Annotated in this window: 13 protein-coding genes; 9 read left to right on the top strand and 4 right to left on the bottom strand. The window is 44.9% G+C overall.

The window, feature by feature from the left end; all coding sequences use genetic code 11:
• Positions 1 to 113: 113 nt before the first annotated feature.
• From EP181_RS01160 to EP181_RS01150, 4 genes are all read right to left on the bottom strand, one after another.
• On the bottom strand, positions 114 to 1,586 hold the full coding sequence (locus EP181_RS01160; RefSeq protein WP_127470030.1) for an ATP-binding protein: 1,473 nt from the start codon (positions 1,584 to 1,586) through the stop codon (positions 114 to 116).
• A gap of 153 nt (positions 1,587 to 1,739) precedes the next feature.
• Complete coding sequence (locus tag EP181_RS12160) at positions 1,740 to 2,111, bottom strand: hypothetical protein (protein ID WP_232023470.1); 372 nt, start codon at positions 2,109 to 2,111, stop codon at positions 1,740 to 1,742.
• Entirely contained in the window at positions 2,105 to 2,683 is a 579-nt protein-coding gene (locus EP181_RS12155) for a hypothetical protein (protein ID WP_232023595.1), read from the bottom strand. The genes EP181_RS12160 and EP181_RS12155 overlap by 7 nt, the downstream gene beginning before the upstream one ends.
• 66 nt (positions 2,684 to 2,749) lie before the next feature.
• Positions 2,750 to 3,346: a class I SAM-dependent methyltransferase gene (locus EP181_RS01150; protein WP_127471725.1), complete on the bottom strand. Its 597-nt coding sequence runs from the start codon at positions 3,344 to 3,346 to the stop codon at positions 2,750 to 2,752.
• A gap of 89 nt (positions 3,347 to 3,435) precedes the next feature.
• On the opposite strand from EP181_RS01150, the gene rep reads away from it, so the two are divergent.
• From rep to EP181_RS01110, 9 genes are all read left to right on the top strand, one after another.
• Entirely contained in the window at positions 3,436 to 5,469 is a 2,034-nt protein-coding gene (gene rep / locus EP181_RS01145) for a DNA helicase Rep (protein ID WP_127470029.1), read from the top strand.
• 28 nt (positions 5,470 to 5,497) lie between these two features.
• Entirely contained in the window at positions 5,498 to 6,682 is a 1,185-nt protein-coding gene (locus EP181_RS01140) for an iron-containing alcohol dehydrogenase (protein ID WP_127470028.1), read from the top strand.
• Positions 6,683 to 6,872: 190 nt separating this feature from the next.
• Positions 6,873 to 7,262: a hypothetical protein gene (locus EP181_RS12145; RefSeq protein WP_232023469.1), complete on the top strand. Its 390-nt coding sequence runs from the start codon at positions 6,873 to 6,875 to the stop codon at positions 7,260 to 7,262.
• Complete coding sequence (locus EP181_RS12140) at positions 7,241 to 7,669, top strand: transglutaminase-like cysteine peptidase (protein WP_232023468.1); 429 nt, start codon at positions 7,241 to 7,243, stop codon at positions 7,667 to 7,669. The genes EP181_RS12145 and EP181_RS12140 overlap by 22 nt, the downstream gene beginning before the upstream one ends.
• 91 nt (positions 7,670 to 7,760) lie before the next feature.
• Positions 7,761 to 9,716 (top strand): bifunctional diguanylate cyclase/phosphodiesterase, encoded by a 1,956-nt coding sequence (locus EP181_RS01130; protein ID WP_127470027.1) that lies wholly within the window; start codon positions 7,761 to 7,763, stop codon positions 9,714 to 9,716.
• Positions 9,717 to 9,723: 7 nt separating this feature from the next.
• Positions 9,724 to 11,985: a type I secretion system permease/ATPase gene (locus tag EP181_RS01125; protein ID WP_197723383.1), complete on the top strand. Its 2,262-nt coding sequence runs from the start codon at positions 9,724 to 9,726 to the stop codon at positions 11,983 to 11,985.
• 3 nt (positions 11,986 to 11,988) lie between these two features.
• Positions 11,989 to 13,371 carry an HlyD family type I secretion periplasmic adaptor subunit gene (locus EP181_RS01120; RefSeq protein ID WP_232023467.1) on the top strand — a complete coding sequence of 461 codons (1,383 nt, stop codon included), beginning with the start codon at positions 11,989 to 11,991 and terminating at the stop codon, positions 13,369 to 13,371.
• Between the two features lie 286 nt (positions 13,372 to 13,657).
• Positions 13,658 to 14,272, top strand: coding sequence for a response regulator transcription factor (locus EP181_RS01115; protein ID WP_127470026.1), 615 nt, complete (start codon positions 13,658 to 13,660; stop codon positions 14,270 to 14,272).
• A 75-nt stretch (positions 14,273 to 14,347) separates the two neighbouring features.
• The gene (locus tag EP181_RS01110) at positions 14,348 to 15,691 is read left to right on the top strand and encodes a TolC family outer membrane protein (protein ID WP_127470025.1); all 1,344 of its coding nucleotides are present in this window, start codon (positions 14,348 to 14,350) and stop codon (positions 15,689 to 15,691) included.
• The last annotated feature ends 59 nt before the right edge of the window (positions 15,692 to 15,750 follow it).

Genomic DNA, 15,750 nt, shown 5'->3' with positions numbered 1-15,750 from the left:
CCAATCAAGCAACGATCAAGCAAATTAATTACTTTAAATTCAATATGTTAAACTATAACTCCAACAGAAAAACATTAAAAAATGTAATTCCAATCAAGCAACCATCAAGCAAATTAAGCCCACCAAGGAATGTAACGCATGGCTTTTGTTCCCACATCAGGATCGAAAGGCTTTAAAAGTTTAGCCTCCATCGCATCCCTAATTATTCGGCTCGCCTGCGCTTGGTTTTTTTGTTCAATACCAAACCTCTGGCGTAATGAGCCGTTATTCATCGGCTCACGATTCACATAACGCAAACAGCAGTGTAAATAACACGCGTGTATTCGTTCTTCCTTGTTCATTTCTGCAAAGACTTTATAGCTAAACAAAATGCTGCGCGTGTGTTTATCGGTTACTTCAAACACGGGTGCGGGCAGTTGATACAACTCGGTCTGAAACACGACCTTATCAATACCCGAGCCACGCTCTTCACAAATCTTAATACGGCGCATAAACGAAGCCAGAGCTTCATTTCGGCTTTGCGGTGGCGAATCCAAAAAGCGCTCAACGGCGACTAACGGCACGCCAGGATTTGTAATCTCCATGCGTGATTCAAAAACCTCAATCATCGGGCCTGTACCACTAATCGAAAAATCTTGATGAATAATGGCATTTGCCACCAACTCACGAATTGCCAACTCAGGATACATTGGCACCTCTTTACGAAACGCTCGGCCAATTTCCTCATTTGATGGCAACAGGGTTTTTAAATAATCCATCAACCCTTCAAACCCAACCGCATAGCCCTTATTGCCCTCAAACTCGCGCACAGTTTCTATACGACTATTTTCCTTATACTGCACCAAGCGCACCGCTTTACGCCCCAAATGCTCAAAGTTTTGCAGTTTTTTGGCGAACAAAATCGCACCCAAATTGGTAATATGCCAAAAACCGCCCTGCACTTCTTTAATCAAACGCTCCACTTTTAATGCGCTCAAGATACCTGCTCGGTTATCCGGTAATGGCAGGCCTGTTAAATCAAAATAAGCTGGATATTCCAACAGTTTTAATACCTCATCTGCGCTTACATTCAAGGCCGCAAACTGCTGTTCAAACGGGGTTTTATCGAACACTCGCCATAAGGCGCGCTCTTTTTCAGGAAACTCTTTTAGCTTCTTTTTATATGAACCTATACGAATATACTCAATGCCATCAAACTGCACAGGGTTATGAGTAGCAGGCTGAATCTCGAGAATCACAACCGGTAAATCGTCGTGTTCACCGGCATAAAACTCATAAAAACGAAAATGAATCTTGGGCGATAGTTTTTGCAACAACCAGTTTTCGACTTCTTGCTGTTTATATTTTTCAACCGACGGCTTAAATGCCGTGCCAATCACTTGGTGATTCGCATCATCCACCCCATAAACCAAATAGGCACTCTGCTTACCCAATAATGCGGCCGAGTTGGCTAACGCCGAGATATACTCCCCAATCATTAAAATATCGGCATTGTGCTTAAACTCCACCCATTCGGTTTCAGCTGAGAGATGGCACAACTCCCTCAATAAACTGCGCAGGTGTTCTAAGCTTAATTCAACTGGCATGACTCGCTCCCTGGAACGCAGACTTTTCAAGCGTCTTTTTTCGTTTAATAGCGTCTGTATTAAATCTTGCTTGAGTTGGTGAGGCTCGCTGACTTAAATTACCCATGAAGATTCCTTAAATTTTCAAGGTATACATAGCGCAATCTCAACCATCTATTCATCAAAATTAAATTGAAAAACTTGATCAAAAAGTGGCAACACATTCACTTGAGCGATGTCCCCTGGGCTTTTAAATAACCGGTCTGATGCTTGCACAGCAAAGCCCCAAAACTCTAAAAAACGACGCACAAAACGAGAGGCGATGATTGAGGCTAAATGCTCTTCTGGGGTAAGGTAATCACTTTTATTTTGCATCTCTAAAACAAAATCGGGGAACGCGATTTTAAACTCTTCGATAAGCTTGTTTTCAGAACCATGCTGCTTTATTCGCCAAAGCATAAATAACCAAAAAGTTCGCACATTAATGTCATCTGGCCAACCATCAAAATACCCCCAGTTATAGTCTTTGACGGCTGCCTCTAACATGGGCAAAAAGAACGCTTGAAGCCCTTTTTGATTAAAGCGTTTTTGTGCCTCTTTTTAACGTGAAACCGACCGGCTCTTAAATAGATTATTCCAGATAGTTGCGCCAAAACCCGACTGTAATGCAGGGCATTAAATTTATCCTCGTTGCTTCCAGCGTATTCACTAATGCTGATATTTGTACTGGATTTATTAATCAACAACTCTAGTCGTAATGCGCTCGCTCTTGCAACCAGTTTTGTGGGTAAATTGCCTTTGGCGGTGGCTTTAAACGAACCGCCTTGTGCCATTGCCTCTTCAAGAATAATCTCTAAACACCGCATAACAGGGCTGGCAGTCACATCATCGGGCGTGTTAATTGAAACCCCTGTTAAGGTGTCCAAAGGCGCATATAACCAGTTAGTCATTTGGGCGGGTGTTAGGCCAAAAAAATGCTCCATCGGACGATTATTCAGCTTATTTACTTTGTGTTGAGCCACAATATTTAACTCATCTATGCTCATATCTGGGTGGCAGGCCATAATATGAGACAAATCATCCATCACCTCAAAATGTTGTTGTTCAGCCATGCTCATACAGCAGCGCTTATATTTTTTGCCGCTCCCACAAGGGCACGGCTCATTTCGACCGATTTGCATAAATTATTTTCCTGTACTCATAGGCTTTACACAGCGTGAAATGGTGTAGTCTTTGCCTTGTTTTACTTTGTCGTAGTTGCCAAAGACTTCAATAAAGTTACGTTTCATGTAGTCGCGTAGGCCGTTAATGGTGACCACCACAAATTGTCCACCTGGGGCGAGTTGGCGATGCACATCGTGTAATAAAATCGCTAACATCTCTTTGCCTACTTTGGCGGGTACATTGGACACTACGGTGGTAAATTGCAGCTCTTTTGGCACGGCGCTTAGTCCGTTAGACAAATAGGCTTTGGCGTTGGGCAGGTGATTGAGCTGGGCATTTTTATTGGCGTAATCGACCGCGACAAAGTCTTTATCAACCATGTGTACTTGACCGTTGGGCGCGTTGGCGGCAATCGCTAATCCTAAAGGGCCGTACCCACAACCGATGTCTAGCACCACTTCGTCGTCGTTAATGTCTAGGTATTTTAAAAACAGATCGGTGCCCGAATCGATCTCTCTTGGGCTAAAAATGCCCCAGGTGGTGGCAAATTTAAGCGGTTTGCCCATGAGTTGGGTTTGAATGAGTAGGTCTTTTTTAAGTTCGTCAATGGTGGCCACAGCGGCAAGCTCCAATATGCAAGTTCCCATATAATTGGGTTGGTTTTGAATTATCATATTGTACCTTTTTAAGCCCCCAAAGATGAGCCATGCACAGTTTAAATGACCGCCAACGTGAAGCCGTTAAACACATTGACACCCCTGCTTTGGTGTTAGCCGGCGCGGGTTCGGGTAAGACGCGGGTAATTACCGAGAAAATTGCCTATTTAATTCGCCAATGCGAGGTAAAAGCGCACAACATTTACGCGCTGACTTTTACTAACAAGTCGGCGCGCGAGATGAAAGAGCGTGTGACCAAACTGTTAAAAGACGAAAACAGCAAAGGCTTAAACGTTTCGACCTTTCATAACTTGGGGCTTAATATTATTCGCCAAGAGTATCAAGCGCTGGGCTATAAGCCGAGTTTTTCGATTATGGATGCGGCCGACAGTGGCCAAATTTTAAAAGAGTTGATGTTTAAGCAAGCCCTCGACCCCGAAGTGTTGGACGGTGTGCAATGGCAGATTTCGGGCTGGAAAAACCAACACATTAGCCCGCAAACGGCATTAGAACAAGCGCAAGATGCGCAAGAACAGGCGCGCGCGTTGCTGTACGGCGCGTACCAAAAGCAGTTAAAAGCCTACAACGCAGTGGACTTTGACGACTTAATTGGCTTACCCGTTAAACTGTTTAGTGAACACCCTGCCATTTTGGACAAATGGCAAAATAAAGTGCGTTACTTATTGGTAGACGAATACCAAGACACCAACGCCGCGCAATATGCGTTGGTAAAACAGTTGGTGGGCATTCGTGGCCGTTTTACCGTGGTGGGCGACGATGATCAATCCATTTACGCCTGGCGTGGCGCGCAACCCGAAAACTTGGCGTTGTTGCAAAGCGATTATCCGGCGTTAAAACTCATTAAACTTGAGCAAAACTACCGCTCGAGCAACCGCATCTTAAAGTCGGCCAACCAACTGATTGCCAATAATCCGCATTTATTCGAAAAAGCCCTGTGGAGCGACATGGGCGAAGGCGACCTTTTGCGGGTGATTGCCTGCGCCAACGAAAATCAAGAAGCCGAACGCGTGGTGTCCGAAATTATTGTGCATAAATTTAAACATCGCACCAAAAACAAAGACTACGCCATTTTGTATCGCGGCAATCACCAGGCCAGGTTAATGGAACGCGCTTTGCGCGAACAGAACATTCCGTATGTGATCTCGGGCGGTAAATCGTTTTTTGACCACGCCGAAATAAAAGACGTTATGAGTTATTTAAAACTGGTGGTTAACCCCGACGACGACGCGGCGTTTTTGCGCATTGTAAACACCCCTCGCCGAGAGATTGGTGCGGGCACACTCGAAAAACTCGCCACTTACGCTACCGGTCGCGACATTAGTTTGTTTGACGCCACGCAAGAGTTTGGCATTACCTCGGTATTGTCCGACAAAGCCTTAAGCCGCGTGCAGCACTTTGGCCAACAGCTGTTAAATTGGATACAAGCCGCTGACCACGCCAGCGGCGAAGAAGTCACCGCCTTTGTACGCCAGTTAATTGAAACCATTGAGTACGATAATTGGATTCACGAAAACGCCAGCAGTCCAAAAACGGCCGAAAAACGCATTGGCAACGTGCGCGATTTAACCCTGTGGATTGAGCGCATTATTAAAAAGGCGTTAGAAGAAGACGGTGAGGACAAAAAACTTAAATCGATTGTGACTCACATGACCTTAATGGACATGATGGAACGCAATGAGTCCGAAAAAGAGCACGACATGGTCAGCCTAATGACCTTGCACGCCAGCAAAGGCTTGGAGTTTCCGCATGTGTTTTTAATTGGCATGGAAGAAGAACTGCTGCCCCACAAACAAAACATGGAATCACCAGGCCTGGAGGAAGAACGTCGCTTGGCGTACGTGGGCATCACCCGCGCCCAAAAAACCTTAACCATGACCTACGCCTCCAAACGCCGCAAATACGGCGAAGACATGAGCTGCGACCCCAGCCGGTTTATTGAAGAACTGCCGCAAGAGATTTTAAAATGGGAAGGCAAACCCGGCGTGGTGATTAGCAAAGAAGAACAACTCGAAACCGGCAACGCCCATTTGTCTAATTTGAAATCGATGCTTAAAAAGCCTTAAAAAAACTTAAATACCCAAAAGGAACACGATGCACAGCCAGCACAATTCATCCGCCATCGCACCCTTTGTCTTTGCCAGCATGCCCCAAGTGCGTTTTGGCTGGGGAGTTCGCCACAACTTGGCTCAACACGTTGTGCATTTGTACGGTCAAAAAGTGGTGCTTATTTGCAGCGGGTTTTTAGCCCAACCGGGTCAATTTGGTCATACCCTAACAGACGATTTACAAAACTTAGGCGGACAAGTCACTCTATTAAGTTTAAGCGGTGAGCCATCGCCCGAAACCGTGGATACCATTGTTAAGCAATGCTCGCCCCATGCCGACTTGGTAATAGGGTTGGGCGGCGGCAGTGTGCTGGATGCCGCCAAAGCGGTTGCTGGATTAATTCCCAGTCAAACCTCGGTAATGGATTATTTAGAAGGCGTGGGTGCGGGCAAAGCCTTTGAGGTAAACACCTGCCCGTTTATCGCGCTGCCCACCACCGCTGGCACGGGCAGCGAAACCACCAAAAATGCGGTTTTATCGCGATTGGGTGCGTTTAAAAAGTCGTTTCGTGATGACAAACTGCTGGCCAAAGAAGCCTGGCTTGACCCCGAACTGCTTATTACCTGCCCCAAAGACATTTTGTACGCCACGGGCATGGACGCGTTCACCCAATTGTTGGAATCGTATACCACGCTTAAAGCCAACCCCATTACCGACGCCTTAGCCTGGCAAGGCATGATGCTGTTTAAAGGCGCGTTTGAGGCCATTGACAGTGAGCATGCCGAGCAACAGCAACAGGGTTACGGGCGTTTAATGTTGGCGGCTTCGCTGTCGGGCACGACGCTTGCCAACGGCGGCTTGGGCGCGGTGCACGGTTTGGCCGGGCCTATTGGGGCATTTTTTGATGCCCCGCACGGACTGGTGTGCGCCAGACTGCTATCGCCCATTACCGCACTTAACCTGCAAAGCTTGCAGCAGTCCACCGACCCACAACATAAAACCATCTTGGCTAAATACCAGCAAATTGAACAGCTATTTGATTCACCAGGCCTGGTCAACACCTTAAATGAGTACGCACAACGCTATACTCCACAAGGTTTAGCCCATTATGGCTTACGTGCCGACAACCTTGCCCCAGTGTTGGCCGCGTGTCGCAGTGGCAGTATGTTGGGCAATCCCATCACGCTGAGCGACGCGCAACTTACCCAAGCCTTACTTAGCGCGCTGTAATTAAGGCGCTGTAAAAAAATCACTTTTTCATGCCCAATATGAGTATTTTCTTATGGAACTTTACATTTTTAAATCGGCTCATACACTAGTAAGCCGCCTTAGTGACTGGCGGTGTTTAAGCATGATTTAAATACCCTAATGAAACTTTTACCTTATAATCCAAACCACGCTGATGGCATTTTAATGCCGCTTGACTCTCTTAATCTCGCTTAATAATGAAACAATCAACCATGATTATCAGCCCTACCAAAATGTTTTTAGCCAGCATAAACGTCCTAACGGTATGTTAGCTCGTTCGTTGGCTCATTATTTTACGGCCGTATTATGGCCGAGTAGCCGGGGTCTAATCGGTTGGTTTTTGCTGTGCTTTTTGGGACTTTCTTGGGTCACAGCCAGTCAAGCGCCCAGTGTGGTCAGCGCTAAACAAATTCAAAAAACAACTCAAAAACACGGAGCCTGGGCCGGCAAACGGCTCGAGGCTTGGCAAGCTTTAGTCAACGATAACTTATCGCTGCCTGAAGCGGAAAAACTTAAAAACGTAAACGATTTTTTAACGATGTGCGTTTTATTTCGGACATAGATCACTGGGGCATCAAAGACTACTGGGCTACCCCGGTGGAGTTTTTAGCCACCGATGCGGGCGATTGTGAAGATTATGTAATCGCCAAATACTTTACCTTAAAAGCCCTTGGCGTAGCCGAATCTAAGTTGTATTTAACCTACGTTAAAGCCGTTAAACTCAACCAAGCGCATATGGTTTTAACGTACTTTGAAAACCCAAAATCAATACCGCTGGTTTTAGACAACTTAAACAGCAAAATTTTTCCGGCCACGCAACGTAAAGATTTGTTGCCGGTGTACAGTTTTAACGGTGACGGCTTATGGTTGGCCAAAGAGCGTGGCAAAGGCCAGTCGGTTTCTAGCGGAACCTCTAAACTTACGCAATGGAACAACTTGCTAAAAAAGCTGGAAACATCGCAACCATGATAATCATGAAAATTTTAGATACCCACACGTGCAAATGTTTCATTAAAAGCACTCACACCACCCTAAATATGGCTACACAAGGACTAAAGGCATGAGCTTAAACAAACAGATGATTATTTTTATCGCCTCAATGCTCATTATTTTGCTGCTGGGTACCTTTGGCTTACACCTAAGCCATACCAAAAACTTTTTGCAAAATCAGCTCAGCTCGCACGCGCAAGACACCGCAACGTCACTGGGTTTATCGCTTAGTTCTATTAGCGACCCCAGCGACTTGTCAAGCATGGAAACCATGGTTAATGCCATTTTTGACCGCGGCTATTACGCTCACATCACGTTAAAAGACATGGACAACGCCCCACTGTATCACCGCGAAAACACTCAAGAAATGGCGCAAGTACCCAACTGGTTTATTAACAATATTACCCTTATCGCGCCGTCTGCCGAGGCGGTGATTCAGTCAGGCTGGATGCCCACCGGAACGTTAACAGTAACCAGCCACACCGGCTACGCCTATGCAGAGCTTTGGAAAACGGCCACCAATTTATTGTTGTGGTTTTTTATCGCGGCGGTTATCGCTATTTTAGTGGTGATTTACGCGCTTAAAATTCTGTTAAAGCCGTTAAAAGACATCGAAAAACAAGCTGAAGCCATCGTTAAAAAAGAATATTTATTGCAAGACAATCTGCCCAATACCATCGAATTTAGACAAGTAGTGGGTGCCATGAACGCCATGGTGCATAAACTAAAAACCATCTTTGAGCGTGATGCCAACAGCGCCGAACGCTTACAAAAACTTGCCTACCAAGACAGCGTAACCCAATTGAGCAATCGCCAACATTTTGAGATGCTGGTAGACACCCTGCTAGATCCTAACGATGAAAATGTTCCTGGAATGATGGGCGTTATTAGAGTGCATGAGCTTAAAGAGTTTAACGAACAATTTGGTTATTTAATTGGCGATGCGCTTATGAAATCTTTAGCGCGCACTATGCAAACCCAATGGGCAAACAACAACAGTTTATTTGCGCGTTTAAATGGCTCTGAACTCATTGCGGTATTGCCTGGTAAGCGCTCCGGCCAAATTGAAGCGGCTGCGCTGGCCATGAGTCAAGAATTTTCTCAACTGTTAAAAAATATGTCTGCTGAAGGAGCAAGCACCAGTATTTCGGTGGCCTATTTAGATTACCGACCTGGTGAACAACGTGGTTCGTTATTAGGCAATTTAGACTTTGCCATTAACCAGGCGAACCAACTGGGTAAAAATCAAAGTTTTTATTACAATCGTAACGCGCAGATTGACCCGCAAGACGAGCATAATGCGTTGCACAGCTGGGAAAGTCGTTTAACCGATGCGTTTGAACAAAAACGTTTTTTACTGTTTCAACAAGGCGCATACGACCAAGCTTTTGGTTTGCATTACAAAGAACTGTTTGTGCGTCTTCAAGACTTTGATGGCACAACTCGTTCGGCCAGCTATTTTATGCCTGCGGTAGAACAACTGCATAAAACGGCTCACATTGACAAACTGGTGGTGCAACTTGCTTTACAACACCTATCCACCCATGGTGATTCTTCTACGCTATCCATTAACTTGTCTAAAGCTCTTCTAACCGATTCTGTCCTTAAAAGCTGGCTCATTACCACGTTAAACCAAGCGGGGAGTGCGGCACGCATGCTGTCGTTTGAAATGCCCGAACGCTTAGTCACCGAAGACAAAGCCTTAGCTTGGCCTTTTTTACAAGAGCTGAGTCGCTTAAACGTACCGTTTGGATTAGATAATTTTGGCAGTCACCTAACCAATATGCGTTATTTACAAGACCTGCGCCCCAACTACGTTAAATTGGACGCGGCATTCAGTAAAGTAGTTGAAACCGATGAGCAAACACGCAGTTATATTTTAAGTCTGTGCGAACTAGCCGACCGCTTAGAAATTACCGTCATTGCCATGGCCATTGAAAACGCCGCGCAACAAAAAGCCTTTGCCGAACTTGGGGTCACCTATTTTCAAGGCTATTTATACGGCGCACCTGCGGCGTTGGTGTGATATTTAAATGAACTCATCAACCCCACCCATTCACGGTAAGCAGGCAAACCCCACTATGCAAGACGTAGAATCTTCTAACAACGAAAACACGGCCGCGTCCAGCACACTGGACAACGAGCCTTTAAACGCTCAGCAAAGCACCAAGCCTAGCGAGTATGCCAGCCCACTATTAGATTGCTTGGTGCTGTACACCAAACTTAATCGCCAATCGTTCTCAAAAGAGGCGTTGATTGCGGGTTTACCCTTAAGTGGCGACACCTTAGCACCCGAGATGTTTATTCGCGCTGCCGAACGCGCTAATTTAGTGGCCGCTTACAAAGAACGTGCGTTAGGCGATATTTCTAATTTAGTCTTACCGTGTATTTTGCTGCTTAAAAACAACCAGGCCTGCTTACTTGAGCAAATTGATTTTGCTAACGGCACAGCGTGTATTATTCTGCCCGACTCACCCGAAGGCAAAACCCAAGTTACACTCGACAAGCTCAACGAAGATTACCTAGGATTTGCAATTTACCTGACACAGCAATTTCACAACGAGCGTAAAAAAGAGAACTTAGTGGGCTTTGAGGAAGGCCATTGGTTTTGGAGCACTTTATGGTCTTCTAAAGCAGTCTACCGCGATGTCATCATCGCCTCGATTGTTATTAACCTGTTTATTTTAGCCAACCCACTGTTTGTTATGAACGTTTACGATCGCATTGTGCCCAACAACGCCATAGAATCGTTGTGGGTGTTGGCGATTGGTGTCAGCGTGGTGTATATGTTTGATATTTTATTAAAATATCTGCGCTCGTATTTTTTAGAAATTGCCGGCAAAAAAAGCGACGTACTTATGTCGGCCAAATTATTTGAACAAACTCTTGGTCTAACCATGAGCAATCGCAGTGGCTCGATTGGCGCGTTTGCTAACAACCTTAAAGAGTTTGACAGCATTCGCAGTTTTTTCACCTCGGGCACTATTGCGTCTTTAGTAGACTTACCCTTTGCTCTGATTTTTTTACTGGTCATTTTTTACATCGCCGGCAGCATTGTGTTGGTGCCAATTATTATTATTGCGCTCATTCTTATTTACAGTCTATTGCTCAAAGGCCCTATTCAACGCAGTATTGAAGCCTCTTACGAGGCCAACAGCCAAAAGAACGCCATACTCATCGAAACCCTTACCGCTATGGAAACCATTAAATCGTTAGGGGTTGAGGCGCGTGCCCAGTGGAAATGGGAGCAAGCGGTAGGCGAAATAGCGCGCGCCAGTTTAAAGTCTAAAATGTTGCAAAGCTCGATTGGACGAATGACCGGTTTTATGCAACAAATTAGCACCGTGGTGATTGTTTTGGCCGGTGTGTACTACATTAAAGAAGGCAATTTAACCATGGGCGGGCTTATTGCTGTGGTGATGTTAAGCCAACGCGCCATAGGCCCTATGGGTCAATTTGCCAGCTTAACCTCCAGTTACCAGCAAACCAAAACCGCTTTAAACAGCTTAAATGAGCTCATGAAAAAAGAGGTTGAACGCCCGCAAAGCAAACACTTTATTCAGCACCCACGATTTGACGGCCACATTGAATTTAACAACGTCAGCTTTACCTACCCAGGCGAAACCAAACCGGCTTTAAACAACGTAAGTTTTATTATTAAAGCCGGCGAAAAAGTCGGCGTTATTGGTCGTATTGGCTCAGGTAAATCCACCCTTGAAAAGCTCATTTTAGGATTTTACCCACCGTCTTCGGGTTCCATTTTAATTGACGGCATCGACATCACCCAGCTTGACCCAGCCGAATTGCGGCGCAACATTAACTACGTGCCGCAAGACGTGACCTTGTTTAGCGGCGATGTGCGTGAAAACATTGCTTATCGCGCCCCTTACGTAGAAGACAGCGTTATCTTAAAAGCCGCCCGTTTGGCCGGTGTTGACGACTTTATAAAACTGCACCCATCGGGTTACAGTTTAAAAATCTCGGAAGGCGGCAAATCGTTATCGGGTGGACAGCGTCAAAGCATTGGCGTGGCACGCGCGCTCTTATTAGACAGCGCCATTTATCTGTTTGACGAACCCACTAACGCCATGGATGCCAAGTCAGAACAATTGATGATTGACCGCATTCGAAAAAACACTATAAAAAACACCACATTAGTGGTTACCCACAAAATGAGTTTACTGCAACTGACCGAACGATTATTGGTGATGGACAACGGCAAAGTCATTGCCGACGGCCCTAAACAGTCGGTGCTTGAGGCATTAAAAACAGGACGAATCAATAAAAATGGGTAATCTATGAGTCAAAACACACCTACACTCGGTCATTCCGAAAGCCCAATAGCCGCACCTCATAAGGCTAAAATTATTGAGCAAGACATTGCCTACATGTCTAGCTTAAGCCAAGCCGCGCTTGAAAAACCCACCGTTAAATCGCAATTACTGGTGTGGGTTATTTTATTGGTGGTGGTTTGGCTCATTGTCTGGGCTAGCTTTGCCGAACTCGACAAAATGGTACGAGGTGAGGGCAAAGTAGTGCCCTCATCGCAAATTCAGATTATTCAAAACCTGGAAGGCGGAATTGTAGAGGCGTTGTTTGTGCGCTCGGGCGATAAAGTAACCCAAGGTCAAACACTGCTAAAGCTGGACAACACGCTGTTTGCAAGCTCATTTGGCGAAAGTCAAATCAAAGAAGCCCAGCTCATAGCACGTTCGCAACGTTTAACCGCTGAGGCGTTTGACAAACCTTTTATGGTGACCAAAGAGAATAAAAGCCCGGTCATTCAATCATTATACGACCGTGAATATCAGCTTTATCAAGGTCGTCAAAAGCAATTTACCACCAATGAATCCATCTTAATTGAACAAGTTGCCCAAAAGAAACTCGAGCTAAAAGACGCGCAAAGTCAGCTTTCGCAACTTGGACGCTCACTCAATCTCTTAACCAAAGAGATTAACTTAATGCAACCCCTGGTAAAACAGGGCATCGCCTCCGAAGTGGACATGCTAAAACTGCAACGCGAAGAAAACGATGCACAATCTAATCTGCAGAGTATTCGTTTTTCAATTCCCAGACTGCAATCCATTATTACCGAATCGGAATCTAAGCGCACCGAGGCCAAAGAAGTGTTTATGAACGAAGCCCAGGCCGAGCTTAACGAAGTCCTGGCTGAAATCACCCAAATTGAAAAATCAAAATTAGCGCTGGCCGATCGCGTGCGTCGCACCGAAGTGCTATCGCCCGTTAACGGCATTATTAAACAAATGTTTGTTAACACCATTGGTGGAGTAGTTCAGCCGGGCAGCAATATGGTCGAAATTGTACCCGAAGACGACTCACTGGTACTTGAAACCAAAATTCTTCCGGCCGACATTGGTTTTATTTACCCAGGCCTGGTCGCAAAAGTAAAATTTACCGCCTACGATTTTGCCATTTATGGTGGACTTGACGGCACAGTACAGCGCATATCGGCCGACACCATTACCGATGAAGAAGGCAATAGCTTTTATTTAGCGTACATTAAAACTAACCGTAACCACCTTGGCACGCCAAAAACACCTTTGTATTTAATGCCCGGTATGACCTCAAGTGTGGACATTTTAGTGGGCAAGCACACCGTATTGGATTACTTACTTAAACCCATTATTAAGGCACGCGATTTGGCATTGCGAGAGTCGTAACAGCCACGCAAGTCATAAAAAAAACTAATTGGCAGATAAATAAAAAAACAAGCCATTTGCTTTATTTAGGTTTTATTAGCCGTACTTTTTTATTTAGAATGCCTAAAATAAAGTCTACGGCAACTTTAGATACTTTATAAGTGTTTTATTATAGGTTTAAAGTAATTATTGCTTACAACACCTTGTCCAATAAGAACGTAAGTCTTGATACTGATAATAAGATATACAATGACTAAATTTTTTTAAAAAATATTCAAAAGCCCGATTAAAATCAAAAGGTTTCTCAATGAAACAGTCCCTAATTTTTGTTCAAGACCCGAATGCTTTAAAGAATTGGCTTGAGGCTACTGACAGCCAAGAAGTAAAAGTGTTGTACGACCTACATGAATTAGAAAAACGTTTTATTGCCCAAAGTTGTATCTTGCTGGTGCAACTTTCTGAACACGCCACTGTTCATGACATTGGACACTTGGTAAAACATGGATTTGACGTGCTGGTCTTTAGCAACCTGCCCAGCAACGAAGAAGGCTTGGCGCTGTTTAAAAATGGTATTAAAGGTTATCTCAACACCTTTTCAACTCCTGACCGCATTAAGCAAGCCATGACAACCATCATGACTGGCAATGTTTGGTTAGGTCAATCTATTATGACGGCCATGATTCAATCGGTTGGTTCAGCGGTAACGGTCAACGATGACTGGCGAACACTACTCACAGAGCGTGAGTTTGAAGTGGTAAAACTTGTTTTAGAAAGTCTACCCAACCGTGCGATAGCCGAACGTTTAAACATTACCGAACGCACGGTTAAATCGCACTTACACAACACATTTGAAAAACTAAATGTCAAAGACAGATTGGCGTTGGCTTTAAAAGTAAAAAACTGGCAAAGCTTATCCGCCTAAATAACTAATTTTTATATTTCTGTGTTAAACGCTTTTTTACTTAAAACCGCGTATCAACTTATAGGACAAAATATCATGAAAACTTTTAACTCTTTTAATCAAGCCAAACCGGCATTAAGCACGCTGGTTTTGGCATTAAGTTTAACCTGGGGTTCGGCTCAAGCCATTGAACTGGTGCCAACCATTGAAGACGCCATTGTTAACAATCCTGAATACCGCGCACAACTGGCCATTTACAAAAGCATTGAAGCCGAAGTGCAAGGCGCAAAAGGCAGTTGGCTGCCCACTATTGATTTGGGGATGGGCACGGGCCTCGAAGAGATAGATACCCGCAATTCAAGCACCAGCTTAACACGCAGCGAAAGCTCTATTAGAGCCACCCAAAACCTGTTTGAAGGCTTCAGAACCGAAAACGAAATTAAGCGTCAAGAAGCGCGTTTAGAAGCGGCGGCGCATTCGGCTGACGCGGTGGCCAATCAAATTGCATTAGACATGGCGCAGGCGTTTATTAATTTGCAAAAAGAACAAGATTTGGTGCGTTTAACCGAAGAAAGTCGCGATACCCATCAACGCATTGTTGATCAAATTACTCAGCGCAGTGACGCCGGCATTGGCAACCAGGTTGAAGTGGATCAAGCTAAAGCGCGTTTGGCGTTAGCTCAAACCAACTTGGCGGCACAACAAAATAATTACAACGATGCCTTAAACCGTTTTCAACGTATTTTAGGCCGTCTGCCCGACAGCGATTTAGTCAAACCGACATTAACGTTTACCTTTCCTAACTCGGTTGAAGAAGCCACCAATAGCGCGATGCTAAATCACCCAACCTTACGCTCGGCCAACTCGGATATTGCGCAAGCCCAAGCTCAGCACGATTCAGCACGCGCCGCATACTATCCACGAGTGGATTTAGAAGTGCAAAAAACCTTTGACAACAACATTGGTGGCGTAGAAGGCAAAAACGAAAACCTGCAAGCGATGATACGCATGCGTTACAACCTTTATAACGGTGGTAAAGACAGCGCTAACCGCGCCAGAACCGCTGCGGGCATTCAACAGGCCGCCGAAATTCGCAATAACACCAGCCGTCAAACGGTTGAAAATCTACGTTATGCGTGGGACGCTAAAAACTACACCAATATTCAATTGGACTATATTAATCAACAAGTGGCTTTAACTAAAGAAACCTTGGAAGGTTATCGCAAGCAGTTTAATTTAGGGCGTCGTTCTTTGTTAGACTTGCTTAACACCGAAGACGAATACATCACTGCACAGCGTAGCTTAACCACCAGCAACGCCGATTATCAAGTGGCGCAATATCGCATCCTTAACGGCATGGGTACTTTAGTAGACAGCCTTCAAATTGCTTTACCGACCCATTCAGACGATAAAACTATAAATGATAAAAAAGCGCCTTAACCTTAGGTTTAAGCACGTTTAAATTACATTTAAACAGTTAACAAAAAGGCATCTTTCGA

The sequence above is a fragment of the Thiomicrorhabdus aquaedulcis genome (assembly GCF_004001325.1).
GTDB lineage: Bacteria > Pseudomonadota > Gammaproteobacteria > Thiomicrospirales > Thiomicrospiraceae > Thiomicrorhabdus > Thiomicrorhabdus aquaedulcis.
The sequence above is the reverse complement of the archived record's forward strand: the minus strand, read 5'-3'. Positions and strand labels throughout refer to the sequence as shown.